Raw genomic sequence first — 14,625 nt, forward strand, 5'->3', positions numbered from 1 at the left:
GAACATGCGGATAAACAGTCTTGGACCAGGTTTACCAGCGTGTTCTCCCTGATATGTGGAGACGGGCTTTTTTTAATGTCTTCTATTATTTATCCGAAGAAGCATCCGGGCTCAAATCACATTCTTTTAATGGCACGATTTTAGTACGTTTGGTCCATTTGTAGCCGAGCCACAGCAGAAGGAATAGCGGCACACTCATGTACGTAGCGATCATCGTTTTCCAGTCAATCTCCTGTCCGGTGAAGGCATCCGCCCCTTGCCCGATAATGACAATGATACACAGAGCGAAGGCGAACAACGGGCCAAATGGGAACCAACGGGCTTTGTATGGAAGCTCACTCAGACTGTGACCCTGTGCATTAAAGGCACGGCGGAAACGATAATGGCTGACTGCAATTCCGACCCACGTAATAAATCCGCACATTCCAGAAGCATTCAGCAGCCAGTTATAGACTACACCGTCTCCATACAGGGAGGCGAGAAAGGCTAGCATACCGACAGCGGTCGTGATCAGCAGCGCGTTCATAGGAATGCCGCGTCTATTGATACGTCCGAGGAAACGCGGGGCTTTACCTTCTCGTGCCAAAGCGTACAGTACCCGAGTGGCCGCGTACATACCCGAGTTACCTGCCGACAATACGGAAGTCAAAATAACGGCGTTCATAACAGAGGCAGCAATCGCAAGCCCTGCTTTTTCAAATACGAGCGTGAACGGGCTGACCCCGATATCACTGATATCTCCCCGCAGCAGATTCGGATTGGTGTACGGAATGATCAATCCAATCACGAGAATTGCGAGAATATAAAAGAACAAGATGCGCCAAAAGATTTGACGGATGGCGCGCGGCACATTTTCACGCGGATTTTCGCTCTCTCCAGCGGCTACCCCAATCAGCTCCGTTCCCTGAAAGGAAAAGCCCGCTGCCATGAATACGCCCAGTACAGCAAAGAATCCACCATGGAACGGGGCGTCTCCTACCGTGAAGTTGGCAAAGCCGACCGCAGGACCACCCATAATGCCGAAGATCATCAGCACACCTACAGTCAAAAAGATGACCACAGTCACAATTTTAATCATGGCGAACCAGTATTCAGACTCACCGTAGCCTTTGACGGTCAACGCGTTCAGTGCGAAGATTACGGCCAGGAATAACAGACTCCACCAGGCAGAGTGACTTTCCGGGAACCAGTATTTGATCAGCACGGTCGCTGCTGCCAATTCGGCAGCAATCGTCACCGCCCAGTTGTACCAGAAGTTCCAGCCCATGGCGAAACCAAAAGCCGGATCGACGAAGCGACCTGCATAGGTGTTAAAAGAGCCGGATTCAGGCATAAATGTAGCCAACTCACCGAGGCTGGTCATAAGGAAGTAGACCATGAGGCCAACTGCTGCATAAGCCAGCAGGGCACCACCGGGTCCAGCTTCGGCAACTGCGCCTCCACTGGCGAGGAACAGACCTGTTCCGATAGAACCGCCGAGGGCGATCATCGTCATATGGCGGGCTTTGAGACTTTTACGCAAGGTTCCGTCAGATGTTGCTCTGTGTTGCACGTTCAAACACTCCTTCATGAAATTGTATTTCATGTCAGGGCAAGAGCTAGAAGGAGGGGGAGTATATAAATCAAAAAACCGCAGGGAATACGCCTGCGGTTTTGTCTATGCATTCCGCACCATACCTTCTTCTATAACAAGATAGCTCAACACACGTGTCTGTGTTAGGACAGCGTGTGACAGTTCTGCTCCTTTCGGTTAGCAGCCCCAGCATTCGGAGTATTTACAAAGAGTCAGCTCCGCATACTTCGGCGGGTGTACCTTTCCACTGGAATCTCAGACGGCTCTTATCGTCTCCTCCGGTGTACCGATTACATCCGCGACCTCTACCTCATCATAAAACAGGGTTGATGAGGTGTATGACATGATATTTTATTGTATAGCGAATTACAGTATATCGTACCTGTACATCTTCTGACAATCGACAATTTTTTGAAAATCACTCGTAGAATCTTAAATTAAGAGTTCCGCTTGGCCATCTGCTGCCAAACTGTGCCCGCGGCTTGTTCGCCTGATTCGATGCGTTCCAGCGCCATTTTAGCCTGTAGACTGACCTCGAATTCGGGATCATCGACCGCCTTCTCCAACGCATCACGCGCATCCTCGGTTCCCACCTCGTATAAAAAACGTGCCGCCCGCCAGCGCACCAACTTGCTGCTATCCGACAGGGCTCCGATCATTGCACTGGTAGCGACCGGATCGCCGATGTCCGACAACGTGTCGCCTGCGGTGCGGCGTACTGCCGCTGAAGGATCGCGCAGCGCCTCGGCTAGCAGTTCCATCGCCTCCGGTGAGCGAATATCGCCCAGATAGACGACGCCCAGTCGCCGCAGCTGCATTTTGTCGTCATGCAGCGCTTGCCGGATAAGCGGCAAATGCTCGGGCGTCGGGTCCAGCCGATCCAGCGCAGCGTAGCGTGTACGCCAATCTTCGTGTTGCAGGGCCTGCTCCAGCTCGGCATCGCTCCACTCGCGGCGTTCCTCCACGAATTCGCTGTTGTTTGCGCCGTGGGCAATCGCTTGTTGGATAATCTGCTCCAGCCGCTCTTGTGGAAAGGCTGCCTCCAGTTCCTGCTCAACCTCACGTGCAATGTCCGGCAGTTCACCATAGCGGACGCCGTAATCACTCAGCTTGCGTTCCTTAATCAGCGTTGCGCTCGCTACACGGGTAACGGCTTGCACAAAGCGGTCGGACAAGGAGATTCGTTCCTCCTGATGCCCTGCCTTGACTCGAATTTGCATAGGAAGGCCGCGAAAAAATTGCACAAAAACCTGTGCCTCGCCAAACGCTTCTCCAGAGGTTTCCTCTGGCAAATCCCAATTGGCGTCAGCGCCTTCCTCGCCTAGCTGATCTCGGACTTGACCCAGAATGGTAGACCAATCTGCATTCCCTTTGCGGTCAAGGGCTACAAAATCGGTCGTGTGAAACACGCTTTTGACCCCTTCAATGCCCAGCATGCGCCGGATAAATGGGGGAGCGGAACGCTCATTGTCTCGTGTATATGTTCTGCGGATACCCGCTTCCAGTCGCTCATCCAGATGCAGCATCATGGTGTTCGGACTGGGAGTTGGCTCGATAGATGTTATTTTCATAGCTCAGTACAGCCTCCTGTTCAAAAGTTCTCCATATATAGCTTATCTGTATTGTAACTCATTCTGCGAATCTCTCCAAAGAGAAGTTGGCGTTTCCGAGGAAAACACAATGACATATCTCACACTAATTCAGGTAAACATGTCTGATGAATATGGAGGTTTTTTAATAAAAACAGGATGCTATATAAGCCGAACTCGGAAAATTAACATGAAAACGGAGTAGGCGGAATGGTGCTGTACAAGCGTAGCGGTCGCTTTGGTCCCCGGATTTTTACCCTAATCATAGGCCTTATTCTAGAAATCCGGGGGCGGTGGCGATGGGAAGTAGCATCCGAATGCGCAGGGAGGCGATAAATCCCACAGACAGAACTGCCGCCAGCAGCATAAATGTAGTCATCTGATTGCCGCCATTCCCCATCAAACGAATGGAGAGCATAGGAGCTAGACTTGTACCGGCAAACAGGATGAAGGTATATAGTGAGACAGCTATAGCCCTCGCTGCACCGCCGAGCTGGCCGACGATTGCTATGAGTGAAGGAACACTCAGGGCAATGCCGCTGACAAAGCATACACTCAACACCACGATAGTCATAAGAGAGTGTGTCATTCCCATCAGCGCCAAACTCAGAATGGAAAGAATAAGAGCTGTACGTAATATAAGGTGCACACCGTATTTCTGGGCTAGCTTTCCGGCGAATGGTGAAAGGAGCATGCCGATGATACCAGCGGATCTGACATAAAGCATCTGTCGGCTATTCAGGCCAAATTCAGGGCCGCCAAGATAGCTACCCAAAACCGTATACATGCTCACAAAGGACATCAGGAGAACAAAAGCAACCGTGTAGCTTAACCATAAAGGATACGAGCGCAGAACGGTACCCAACTGACTGAAAGCTGCCCAAATGCGAACACCTCGTTGAGGGGAGGGGGTTTTAGGTAGGAAAAAAAGGACGATTAGGAAGGTAATTGCATACAAAATGCCTAGCATCCGAAATACTGTATTCCACCCCATTTGTTCGCTAATGACAATACTAAATACCTGACCAGCGATACCTGCTACTAGAAAACCGGTGCTGATAAAGCCGATAGCCGTTACCCGTTTTTCGATCGGGAACATATCGACAGCGTATGCAAGAGCAACGGGTGAAAAGGTGGACGCAGCTAAACCCTGAAGCAAGCGCAGTGTAACTAATACAGAATATTGACTGGTTAAGCTGATGGATAACGAAATAATCGTTAATGCGAGCAGTCCGATGACGATAACCTGCTTTCGTCCAAAGCGGTCAGACAATCCACCATAAACAAGACATCCCGCCGCAAAGCCTAAGGAAAAGATACTGCCCGGTAGGGCTACTTCAGCAAGCGTTTTTCCAAACACTTTAGCAAAAAGAGGGACCAAAGGGATCGTCACATACAGGCTGGACATAACGGCAACCGCTGACCAGCATAGGATTACAGTCATCCATGCATAAGGGAGAGCCACATTTTCTTTCTGTATAACGGTATGATTGGTTCGTAATTTACTCATCAATTGAACACTCCTTGATCATAAAATAAGTGGCTTGGTAATACACGAAATTAAATATATTAGGTAACCTAATTATATGTTTAAAAAAAATTTATCTGCCCACCCCCAATCTGTTTTCCATATGATGATGGATTTTTTCTATAATCCGCGAAAAAACGACCTGCTCCTCAGGCTCCAAAATACTCGCTAGAGAAGCACAGGAAGACCAAAATACAGGAAGCACTTGCTGTACAAGATGAGATCCCCCTTCTGTAATGCGCACATGAATTTTGCGTCGATCTGAGGAATTATGTTCTCTGATAATCCAGCCTCGTTGCTCTGTCCAGTCTAGGAGAGATGTAACAGATGCACGACGAATTCCCAGACGGTCGGCAATCATTGAAGGGCTCATCTGAGCCTGGGATTGGTGTAGTGTCAACAGCAACAATAAATCTAGCTTACTCTCTGTCAGGCCATAAGCAGCTAGATCCAAATCTATTGCGTCGAGCGTATTATCACCCGTCCATAGCAAGAAGAGACCAATACGGGCGAGTTGTCGATTCGTTTCTGCAAGAGCAGTTTGATCCATTAGCTCCAGATAAGGTTCTGGACCCAGACGGGGAAGGGGTTGCTGGACGGTGTCCCGCTTACTTTGTTTTGGTGGCACAAGTTCACTCTTTTCATATAATTAGGTTATCTAACTATATATCAATATAACGTATTGAAATGCATAAGACAATATCTAAAAAGAAATACGGCTATATTCAATGCAGAAGCAGGGTTAAAACTCGGAAGAATGAACCAAACTGTGAATAGGTTACCAAAATGCGCCAATAGATAAGTGAAGGAGGCGTTCCGATGTTCCGCAAGCAGGAAAGAACGCTCATTATTGTATGTATAGTAATTGCGGCCATTATGCTATATGCCGTAATTAAAAGCATAGCTCGCTTGACTCCTTAGTTGGTAATCCAGAGTGATCCACGAAGTTTAAAATGTGAAATGAAGGAGTGAAACCCATTTGTCTTCACTGGACCCTGTATTGCTAAGCCGGATGCTGACCGGAATTACCCTGTTTGTTCATATCGTATTTGCATCTATCGGCGTTGGCGTCCCCTTAATGATTGCACTAGCAGAATGGCGAGGACTGCGAACCGGTGATCCACATTACACCCTGCTGGCCCGACGGTGGGCGCGAGGGTTTGTCATTACCGTTGCCGTGGGTGTCGTTACAGGCACCGCCATTGGTCTGCAGCTCAGCTTGCTTTGGCCCACCTTTATGCGGGTGGCTGGACAAGCGATTGCGCTGCCCCTGTTTTTGGAGACGTTTGCTTTTTTCATCGAAGCTATATTCCTAGGCATCTATTTGTATACCTGGGATCGGTTTAAAAGCAAATATTTTCACCTGATGCTGCTCATCCCGGTAGCGATTGCCTCATCTGCATCAGCGGTTTTTATTACGACTGTGAACTCGTTCATGAACCAACCTCAAGGCTTTACACTCAAAAATGGAGTCATGACAAATATTCATCCCATCGAGGCCATGCTAAATCCGGCTACGCCGACCAAAGTTTCTCATGTACTGGCTTCCTCGTATACATTGAGCGCTGGGGTGCTGATGGGACTGGCTGCTTACAGTATGCTGCGGGGACGTAATCACGCTTATTTTAAAAAGGCGCTGAAGCTCACTGCCACCTGTACCATTGTGTTTGCCATCAGTACAGTGATGATTGGAGATGCATCCGGTAAATTTCTGGCCAAATATCAGCCGGAGAAGCTGGCCGCCGCCGAATGGCATTTTGATACGATGACGCACGCGCCCTTCGTATATGGCGGATACATGGATAAGAACGGTGAAATCAAATATGCCCTGAAAGTGCCTTATGCACTTAGTGTGTTGGCCGGGAACCTGCCCAGTACGGAGGTCAAGGGATTAAATGATTATCCCGTAGATGAGCGTCCGCCCCTGTCTATCCATTATATGTTTGACCTCAAAATCACCACAGGGGTGCTGATTCTCGTCATTCCGCTGTTGTATCTGATCCGCAAGCGTTTGCCAGGTCGCAAACCATACCCCAGATGGCTGCTGTTGGCGCTCATTCTGGTGGGGCCGATGGCGATGGTAGCTATTGAGCTCGGATGGATGTTCGCGGAGGTCGGTAGACAGCCGTGGATTTTACGCGGATATATGAAGGTGTCCGAAGCAGCAACCACTTCTACGAGTGTTGGGTGGATGCTGGTGTTGTTTGTTATTTTGTATCTGGTGTTGTGCTTCTCGGCCATTAAGGTACTCAGCAAGCTATTTCGCAATAAGGATGCGGTGGAAGAGATAAGACAGCTCGGCCTGGAAGGGGCTGATGGTAAGTGAGCTATGAAATTGTAGGCATCGCCATTTTGTGGACGTTCCTGTTCGGATATTTGCTTATAGCATCTATTGATTTTGGTGCAGGGTTTTTCAGCTTTTACAGTGTGTTAACAGGCCACCAGAACAAAATCCACAATATTATTCAACGGTATCTATCCCCGGTGTGGGAGGTAACAAACGTATTTCTCATCTTTTTTGTGGTGGGATTAAACGGGTTCTTCCCGGATGCGGCATATTACTATGGTACGGCGTTACTCGTTCCCGGCAGTATTGCGATTGTACTTCTCGCCATCCGGGGAGTGTATTATGCATACAATACGTATGGGCATTCCGGCACCAATAATATCGTCTACATGGCGTTGTACGGTGCGACAGGGTTACTGATTCCGGCGGCACTGTCGACGGTCCTCGCTATATCGGAAGGCGGCATTATTGTGGAGAACAGTACAGGTGTGCACCTGCAATGGGGGCAGCTATTAAGCAATCCCTACACGTGGGCGGTTATTTTTCTGGCGTTGGTAAGCGTACTGTATATCTCGGCGATGTTTTTGGCCTATTATGCCAAAAGGGCAGGAGACAAGGTCGCTTTTGAAATCGTACGAGGATATGCACTGCTTTGGAGCGGTCCAACGATTGTTGCGAGTCTGCTCGCATTTTTTCAGATTAACAAACAAAATCCAGATCATTTTACCAATATGCTGAACATAGCCTGGATGTTTGTCGCATCCTTCATATGCTTTGCGGGAGCAGTTTATCTGGTATGGCAGCGGCGGCATCTAGGGGTTTCGTTCATATTGGTGATGCTGCAATTTGCATTTGCCTGGTATGGCTACGGCCGCTCGCATCTCCCGTATGTTCTGTATCCCTACATTAATGTCTACGACAGCTTTACAAATTCTACGATGGCGTATGCGTTGATTACGGCGTTTGTTGCGGGTCTGCTGGTGCTGATCCCTTCGCTGATCCTGATATTAAGATTGTTTCTGTTCGATGCAAAATATGTGCGCGGACATGAAGGGAAGAAAGGGTGAGTTAGAGTGGCTGCTTTCGAGCATTTTACGATTATGTATGAGTCACCTATCATTATCGTAGTGGCGATTGTGTTTTTGTTTATTTATTCGGCACGCTTTAAAAATCCACAAGACTGACAACAACAGGTGGAACAGGCCTTCCTGATTGATCCGGGAGGTCTGTTTTTGCTGTATTATCGCAGAATTTCCTTTACAGACGTGATTGAATTATACTTTACATAGATCAGGATGTTGCATCATTTTATGTTCACACTCGAATGACAATATATAGTTAAATTGAACCGCTGCGTTTTTTGGAGAACGGGTTCGTCAGGGAGGGAGCTGCATCATGCCCAAAGTTCGCTTTAACAATATGGATCATGTAAATACCGATAAAACCATCAAGCAATTCAGACAATGGCGGCAAGAGCGACGCAGCAAAATAAAGGATTATACGTTCGTTGTGCCAAACCATCCCCCGGAGCTGGAGTTTCTGCATAGCAATCGGGAGATGGCGACAGCCACCTGGGTGGGACATTCCACCTTTTTCATCCAGTATCTTGGGCTGAATATCATCACCGATCCGGTGTGGGCAGAGCGTATGGCTTTTGATAAAAGGTTGGCCCCGCCCGGCATTCGCATCCAGGATGTACCACCACTAGACATCATTCTGCTGTCTCATTCACACTATGATCATTTACATTTAGAATCCTTACGGAAATTATATCGTGCAAATACGCTGATGCTTGTACCCACAGGGTTAAAGGCAAAAATGATCCGCAAAGGTTTTCGTAACTGTCATGAGCTGCAATGGTGGGAGCATTTTACGGTAGGAGGGGTACGATTTACATTTGTTCCAGCCCAGCATTGGACACGACGCACGCCGTTTGATACGAACACTTCGCATTGGGGTGGATACGTTCTGCAAAGTGAACAGCAGGTGATTGGCTCTGCCACGTCCGTCACGGAATCTCATCCTCATTCGAATACAGATTCAGAGCATACACCGACGTTGTATTTTGTGGGAGACACTGGATATTTTCGTGGGTTTAAGGAGATTGGCGAGCGCTTTGCCATTGACCTGACCTTTATGCCGATTGGCGCGTATGAACCGGAATGGTTCATGACCTCGCAGCACGTGACACCGGAGGAGGCATTGCAAGGGTTTGTAGATTGCGGCGCAGATCAGATGATTCCGATGCACTACGGAGCCTTCAAACTAGCGGATGATACGCCAAGAGAGGCGCTGGATCGTCTCGAAGCGGAGCGTGAGCGTATGGGTATTGCGAAGGAACGCATTCATGTTCTAGGGCACGGAGAGACGCTGAAAATTGGACGTCGCTGTTCAACTACAATCTGAGAGATTCGACATCATCCTTATATAAGAGGATTTTGCAAAATCCTGATAAACAAAGCGGCTCGGCGGACAATTAACTTTGCCTGCCGAGCCGCCTTTTTTGGTTTTTAGCTATAATGCAGGGTTAAACTGCTTCGGAATCACTTGCCAAAGAGGAATCGCTGTTGGCGATGGGATGACGAACGATTTTAACTTCATAGAACGTGATTTTATTTTCAATAATATAGTCCGGAATTTGACGATGGCTATGGGATTCGCGGAAAGCTTCGCTTTTCGTCCAGCCTTGGAAGTTCTCTTTTTCTTTCCATCGTGTACTGATCGTTACTTCCTCATAATCCTCCGTGTTTTCAGTCAGCAGCACTTCCAGACCGAGAAAGCCTTCCATTTTTTCAACTTTTCCTTCTTTGTTAAATCTTTCGATGAGTAGATGTGCATTGCCCGGTGTGATTTTAGATGTATTTGTTACGATAACCATATTAAATTCCTCCTGAATGATGTGGTATGGTCGGTATAATAACCGGATAGCCATCCTCAAATTTGATGGTAGCGTTCATTTCATAAATGTCGCGAAGAAAAGCAGACGTCAAAATCTCATGGGGTTCGCCGACAACGGCGATTCGTCCCTTTTTAAGCGCAATCATATGATGACAATAGGCCGCAGCTTGCTGCAAATCATGTAGTACCATAACAATCGTCAAGCCGGACTCGTGATTGATACGCCGCAGCATATCCATAACTTCAAATTGGTGGGCGATATCCAGAAAAGTGGTCGGTTCATCGAGCAAAAGAATACCCGTTTGTTGGGCCAAGGCCATTGCAATTCGCGCTTTTTGTTGTTCACCTCCCGATAGAGTATGGAACATCCGATCCGCATAGGGCTGGATACCCGTGATCTTCATGACATGGTCCACGATTTGCTGGTCCTGTCCGGTATAGCGTACCTTCAAGCCCTTGGCATGAGGAGATCTTCCGTAAGCGACCAGCTCGCGGACCGTCAATAACGGCAGCATATCCTTCATTTGCGGTAGCATTGTAATCGTCTGGGCAAAATCACGCCGCTTGTATTCCTGCACGGGCTTGCCCAATACGGAAACCTGACCCTGATCCTGCTTGAGCAACCGGGTCATAATCCGCAAAAGCGTGGATTTGCCTGAACCGTTCGGCCCGACGATCGCGGTGAGCTGACCAGCAGGCAAGGTGATATTCACATCGACCAGTTTGAAATACCCACGTTGTAAGGAGATATGCTCACCCTGAATGGCTGTCATCCGAAATTCCCCCGTTTCTTGAGTAAGATTAAGAAGAACGGTGCCCCAATGACGGCCAGCAAAATACCTACAGGCAGTTCAATCGGGTCAAACCAGGATCGCGCCACCGTATCTGCGAGAACAACCAGCGTTCCGCCGCCCACAATGGAAAGGGGAAGGAGGAAACGATAATCTTCCCCGATTAGCAGCCGTATGACATGGGGAACGACCAGTCCTACAAAGCCGATCAACCCGGCTACACTGACTGCTGTACCGGCGAGCAGGGCAGAAAGCAGGATAATGAGCATACGTTGAAGCTCTACTCGCTGGCCCAGCAGCTGTGCTGAATCGTCGCCCAGTAGCAGTAAATTAGCAGGTTTAATCGCAAAGAAAGAGGCGATTAATCCAATGATGGCGTAAGGCGCCATGAACTCCAGATGATGCCAGCTTCTTCCGTTTAATCCGCCGGATAGCCAAGGAAGAACGGCCTGTACGCGGTCGCTGAACATGACCATTACGCCGTTGGTGAGTGCGCCCAGCAGCGCATTGATCGCAACGCCAGCCAGCACAATTTTGACAGGCGACGCCCCTCGGTCCCAAGCCAGCAGATAAATGACGATTGCGCTCAGAAAGGCTCCCAAAAAGGCGGTTATCGGAAGAAGGTAACTGAGCTGGGGAAGCATCACCATCGTAATGACGGCGGCAAGTCCACCTCCAGCCGATACACCAATAATGCCAGGGTCAGCCAATGGATTTTTCATGACACCTTGAAGAAGTGCTCCGGAAGCTGCAAGACAAGCTCCTACCAGTAAACCTACTAATACTCTGGGTAGCCGGAGATCCATCAGGATCGTGCGATATGTAGATTCATCATTATGTAGCAAAACATGATTGATTTCTTGAAGTGGAATCGACACCGAACCGTAGGCTAGACCGTACACAGAGACGGCCAGCAGTAGAATCGGAAGGGTAATCCAGGCGATGGTGCGTCTTCTGGCGCGCTGTAGTTTGTTCATCGCCATCGCCTATTTCGCCGGATACAGCTTTTGATGCATCAAATCCAGCGCTTTAGTGACCCGTGTGCCCGGATTCGTACCGAACAGATCTGAAGGTAAAACCTCGACCTGATTGTTTTTAACTGCTCGGATTCCGTTCCAAGCTGCATTTTCCTGCATTTCCTTTATAAATGCAGCTTTAACATCTTCTGTATTGCCATGAGTTATGATGAAGATGTAGTCAGGGTCAGCCTGTATGATGCGTTCTGTGTTCAGCTGCGCATATTGCGGGAAATTTTGCAGGCCCGGAAAATCAGCGGCGATGTTAGAGCCACCCGCAGCTTCCAGAATGTTTCCACTCAGTGAATTCGGCAGTGCCGCCATGTACGTAGCCGGGGCTCCGTAGACGAGCAACACCTTCGGTTTGGAGGCAGAAGCGGTTTCCTTTTGTAGCTTGGTTACTTGTTGGTCAATTTGCTGGTTCAGCTTTACGGCCCCGGCTTGCTTTTGTAGTAATTGTCCGAACAGTGTAATTTGTGTCTGGATATCCTGAACTGAATTGGCACTAGTCAGCAGCAGCTGTGAACCTACTCCTTCAATGGCTGGAATGTCTTTTTCATTCATAGGATAATTGCCTAGCACGACATCCGGTTTGAGCATCGTAATTTTCTCCAAATCTACTTCATGAGTGGAGCCTATTTGCTGAACGTTCTCAGCAGCAGGTACGACGACAGGTCCATTGGAGTTGGGTCTTCCTACGGCTGTCCCGCCCAATGCGTATATAATATCCAGATCGCCATTGCTGAGCGCAACGATATGTTGAGGAACCTTTTGAAACGCCAACGTCCGTTTTGAAAAATCAGTAACTTGGATGGCTGCACTGCTTGTCGTGCCAGAAGTGGCAGATACGGAGGCACTGGTTGGTTTATGATCTGTGGTCGGGGCACCATTACTACATCCGGTAACTGCCAATAAAAGCACTGCGGACGACCACAACATATAAGATTTCATGTTATTCCTCCTGCAATTTTCGAGTTAAACAATAATGATAATCATTTTCAATTATATATAAGAGAATGATAATGAATATCACTGGGCAATGTCAATTAAAAAAACAAAATTTTTAAATAAATTTTGAACTAAAAATAAAAGGGATATATTCGAATTAAAGAAGAAGGAACTACAAATTTTTCTTAAAAAATAGCATATATCAAGGGATTTCGTACACGCAAATACATATTGACATTTTCGAAAAGTGTAAGATATATTGGTGATGGGTTTACTTTATTTTGCGAAATTATGGAATAGAGAGGTGGGGAGACAAGCTCGAAAAGAGCTATTTTTTTTAAATTACCAATTGAGAATGATAATCAATTAGTTTATTCTCGTGGGGAGGGACTGCTGTCAAAATGAAGAAGGGGTATTCTGCAATTATTGCTGTGTTTCTGCTGGTGAGTGTGCTGAGCTTTTGGCCAACTTCGTCATCTGTAGGAGCCGCTGCGGCTTCTCCAAAATTGGCGGATGGTACATACACGCTCAAATACAATATCCTCAAGGCAGAAAATGACTCGGTGTCCATGGCTAATGATTATTTTGAAAAACCAGCTAAGTTGTATGTGAAAAAAGGTCAAATGACCATGCAAATTAAGCTGAATCATAGCGAATGGACAACTGGGTTTAAAGTAGATTACAAAGGCAAAATCATCGATACCAAGGTCATCCATAAGGATGCCAAAACCGATACCCGCACCGTACAATTTCCAATTACGAGTGTGAACAGCCCGCTAATCTCTAAAATCCATGTTACTGTCCCTGCGTATAACTACGATCATGACTATACGATCCGTTTCGCTTTTGATTCCAAAAGTGTCAAAAAAGTAGCAGCCGTCCAGTCAGCAAAATCAACTAAATCTTCCAAGAAGTAAATTCAAGCCATCTCTATCGTTCATAAAATCAACACAAATTCAAGCATAAAAAATGGAGGAGTGTGTGTAGATATGAATATGGTAATGAATCGCTTTGAGCAATTTTCTTTTAAGAAGGTATTCGTAGCATTGATCATGACAGCGCTTGTTTTTGCACTTGTTGCTCCATTCTCAGCTAAAGCGGCAGCAGCCGACGGCACGTACAACGTAGACTACACCGTTCTGAAGGATCAAACCAATGAGACTTCTCGATTGGATAGCTACCTGACGAAGCCTGCTCAGGTTACGGTAGCTAACGGCAAAAATGTCGTTCGTCTGACTGTGAAAAGCAGCAATCTGATTACAACGTTCAAAGTAGAGCAAAATGGCGTACTGCAAGATGCGACTGTAGTGAGCACAGATACTGCTAGCAACACTCGTGTAGTGGAATTCGAGGTTGCTGATCTGAATGCAAAAGTGAATGCTTACGCTGAAATCACAATCCCAGTAATCGGCTACACAGGCAAGTATGATGTACAACTGCAATTCGACGAAATATAATCCAAAAATAAAACGTAAAGGAGATTAAGAACATGAACATGATTATGAATCGTATGGAAAAATTGTCTTTGAAAAAAGTAATGCTTACTGTACTGATGGCAGCGCTTGTTTTTGTGGTACTGGCCCCATTTTCTGCCAATAAGGCGAATGCGGCTTTGCCTAATGGAACGTATCAATTGCCTTATACCGTTTATAAAGATGGAACCACTCAGCCATCTTACATGGACACAAATGGTTATGTGAAAAAACCAGCCACACTGATTGTTACGAATGGTCAATATAAAGTGAGAGTAGCTATTACCAAGAGTGCATGGGTTACTGAATTCAAAACTCAACAAAACGGTCAGTATGTGAATGCGACTGTGGTAAGCACATCAGGGGATACAAGAATAGTCGAATTCCCTGTAACTAGCCCGTCTCAAAAATTGAACGTTAAACTGCATGTAAGTGTGCCTGCAGAATACACTGGTGGTATTCCGTACGATCACGACTATGTTGTTCAATTCCAATTCGACGACAGCGATATCTAAGGCTTCTT

The 14,625-nt window shown here is 47.2% G+C and carries 15 protein-coding genes and 1 riboswitch; of the genes, 7 read left to right on the top strand and 8 right to left on the bottom strand.

Going from position 1 to position 14,625, the window contains the following annotated elements:
• Positions 1 to 85: 85 nt before the first annotated feature.
• From ACEN8J_RS01235 to ACEN8J_RS01250, 4 genes are all read right to left on the bottom strand, one after another.
• On the bottom strand, positions 86 to 1,552 hold the full coding sequence (locus tag ACEN8J_RS01235; RefSeq protein ID WP_029519205.1) for an amino acid permease: 1,467 nt from the start codon (positions 1,550 to 1,552) through the stop codon (positions 86 to 88).
• A 134-nt stretch (positions 1,553 to 1,686) separates the two neighbouring features.
• Positions 1,687 to 1,889: riboswitch (Lysine riboswitch) on the bottom strand.
• Between the two features lie 121 nt (positions 1,890 to 2,010).
• On the bottom strand, positions 2,011 to 3,144 hold the full coding sequence (locus ACEN8J_RS01240) for a virulence factor (protein WP_165149432.1): 1,134 nt from the start codon (positions 3,142 to 3,144) through the stop codon (positions 2,011 to 2,013).
• 289 nt (positions 3,145 to 3,433) lie between these two features.
• Complete coding sequence (locus ACEN8J_RS01245; RefSeq protein ID WP_495594184.1) at positions 3,434 to 4,672, bottom strand: MFS transporter; 1,239 nt, start codon at positions 4,670 to 4,672, stop codon at positions 3,434 to 3,436.
• Positions 4,673 to 4,763: 91 nt separating this feature from the next.
• Positions 4,764 to 5,318: a MarR family winged helix-turn-helix transcriptional regulator gene (locus ACEN8J_RS01250; RefSeq protein ID WP_495594185.1), complete on the bottom strand. Its 555-nt coding sequence runs from the start codon at positions 5,316 to 5,318 to the stop codon at positions 4,764 to 4,766.
• Between the two features lie 351 nt (positions 5,319 to 5,669).
• Between ACEN8J_RS01250 and ACEN8J_RS01255 the strand changes: the two genes are divergently transcribed.
• The 4 genes from ACEN8J_RS01255 to ACEN8J_RS01270 all read left to right on the top strand — a co-directional run bounded on the left by ACEN8J_RS01255 (position 5,670) and on the right by ACEN8J_RS01270 (position 9,383).
• On the top strand, positions 5,670 to 7,016 hold the full coding sequence (locus tag ACEN8J_RS01255; RefSeq protein WP_069012158.1) for a cytochrome ubiquinol oxidase subunit I: 1,347 nt from the start codon (positions 5,670 to 5,672) through the stop codon (positions 7,014 to 7,016).
• Positions 7,013 to 8,044 carry a cytochrome d ubiquinol oxidase subunit II gene (locus ACEN8J_RS01260; RefSeq protein ID WP_029519198.1) on the top strand — a complete coding sequence of 344 codons (1,032 nt, stop codon included), beginning with the start codon at positions 7,013 to 7,015 and terminating at the stop codon, positions 8,042 to 8,044. Before ACEN8J_RS01255 ends, ACEN8J_RS01260 begins: the two co-directional genes overlap by 4 nt.
• A gap of 6 nt (positions 8,045 to 8,050) precedes the next feature.
• On the top strand, positions 8,051 to 8,161 hold the full coding sequence (gene cydS, locus ACEN8J_RS01265; protein WP_007432143.1) for a cytochrome bd oxidase small subunit CydS family protein: 111 nt from the start codon (positions 8,051 to 8,053) through the stop codon (positions 8,159 to 8,161).
• Positions 8,162 to 8,372: 211 nt separating this feature from the next.
• Positions 8,373 to 9,383: an MBL fold metallo-hydrolase gene (locus tag ACEN8J_RS01270; RefSeq protein WP_029519196.1), complete on the top strand. Its 1,011-nt coding sequence runs from the start codon at positions 8,373 to 8,375 to the stop codon at positions 9,381 to 9,383.
• Positions 9,384 to 9,504: 121 nt separating this feature from the next.
• Here the strand turns inward: ACEN8J_RS01270 and isdG are convergent, their stop codons facing one another.
• Genes isdG through ACEN8J_RS01290 form a run of 4 tightly spaced genes read right to left on the bottom strand, consistent with a single transcriptional unit; the run spans position 9,505 to position 12,633 of the window.
• A complete protein-coding gene (gene isdG, locus ACEN8J_RS01275; RefSeq protein ID WP_029519194.1) occupies positions 9,505 to 9,855 on the bottom strand; it encodes a heme oxygenase in 351 nt (116 codons plus the stop codon).
• A gap of 1 nt (position 9,856) precedes the next feature.
• Entirely contained in the window at positions 9,857 to 10,648 is a 792-nt protein-coding gene (locus tag ACEN8J_RS01280; RefSeq protein WP_069012157.1) for an ABC transporter ATP-binding protein, read from the bottom strand.
• Positions 10,645 to 11,643, bottom strand: coding sequence for a FecCD family ABC transporter permease (locus ACEN8J_RS01285; RefSeq protein WP_176715747.1), 999 nt, complete (start codon positions 11,641 to 11,643; stop codon positions 10,645 to 10,647). The genes ACEN8J_RS01280 and ACEN8J_RS01285 overlap by 4 nt, the downstream gene beginning before the upstream one ends.
• Before the next feature lie 9 nt (positions 11,644 to 11,652).
• Positions 11,653 to 12,633: an ABC transporter substrate-binding protein gene (locus tag ACEN8J_RS01290; protein ID WP_340886376.1), complete on the bottom strand. Its 981-nt coding sequence runs from the start codon at positions 12,631 to 12,633 to the stop codon at positions 11,653 to 11,655.
• 398 nt (positions 12,634 to 13,031) lie between these two features.
• On the opposite strand from ACEN8J_RS01290, the gene isdC reads away from it, so the two are divergent.
• From isdC to ACEN8J_RS01305, 3 genes are all read left to right on the top strand, one after another.
• Positions 13,032 to 13,547: a heme uptake protein IsdC gene (isdC, locus tag ACEN8J_RS01295; protein WP_069012154.1), complete on the top strand. Its 516-nt coding sequence runs from the start codon at positions 13,032 to 13,034 to the stop codon at positions 13,545 to 13,547.
• A 72-nt stretch (positions 13,548 to 13,619) separates the two neighbouring features.
• A complete protein-coding gene (locus ACEN8J_RS01300) occupies positions 13,620 to 14,087 on the top strand; it encodes an NEAT domain-containing protein (RefSeq protein ID WP_029519187.1) in 468 nt (155 codons plus the stop codon).
• Between the two features lie 32 nt (positions 14,088 to 14,119).
• Positions 14,120 to 14,617, top strand: coding sequence for an NEAT domain-containing protein (locus ACEN8J_RS01305; protein ID WP_039273678.1), 498 nt, complete (start codon positions 14,120 to 14,122; stop codon positions 14,615 to 14,617).
• Positions 14,618 to 14,625 lie beyond the last annotated feature (8 nt).

The organism is Paenibacillus sp. Paensp38 (assembly GCF_059491915.1).

Bases quoted from the DNA above. Each gene is read 5' to 3' on its own strand.
- ACEN8J_RS01240 (WP_165149432.1), bottom strand. From the start codon at position 3,144: ATGAAAATAACATCTATCGAGCCAACTCCCAGTCCGAACACCATGATG.
- ACEN8J_RS01245 (WP_495594184.1), bottom strand. From the start codon at position 4,672: ATGAGTAAATTACGAACCAATCATACCGTTATACAGAAAGAAAATGTG.
- ACEN8J_RS01270 (WP_029519196.1), top strand. From the start codon at position 8,373: ATGCCCAAAGTTCGCTTTAACAATATGGATCATGTAAATACCGATAAA.
- isdG (WP_029519194.1), bottom strand. From the start codon at position 9,855: ATGGTTATCGTAACAAATACATCTAAAATCACACCGGGCAATGCACAT.
- ACEN8J_RS01280 (WP_069012157.1), bottom strand. From the start codon at position 10,648: ATGACAGCCATTCAGGGTGAGCATATCTCCTTACAACGTGGGTATTTC.
- ACEN8J_RS01285 (WP_176715747.1), bottom strand. From the start codon at position 11,643: ATGAACAAACTACAGCGCGCCAGAAGACGCACCATCGCCTGGATTACC.
- ACEN8J_RS01290 (WP_340886376.1), bottom strand. From the start codon at position 12,633: ATGAAATCTTATATGTTGTGGTCGTCCGCAGTGCTTTTATTGGCAGTT.
- isdC (WP_069012154.1), top strand. From the start codon at position 13,032: ATGAAGAAGGGGTATTCTGCAATTATTGCTGTGTTTCTGCTGGTGAGT.
- ACEN8J_RS01300 (WP_029519187.1), top strand. From the start codon at position 13,620: ATGAATATGGTAATGAATCGCTTTGAGCAATTTTCTTTTAAGAAGGTA.
- ACEN8J_RS01305 (WP_039273678.1), top strand. From the start codon at position 14,120: ATGAACATGATTATGAATCGTATGGAAAAATTGTCTTTGAAAAAAGTA.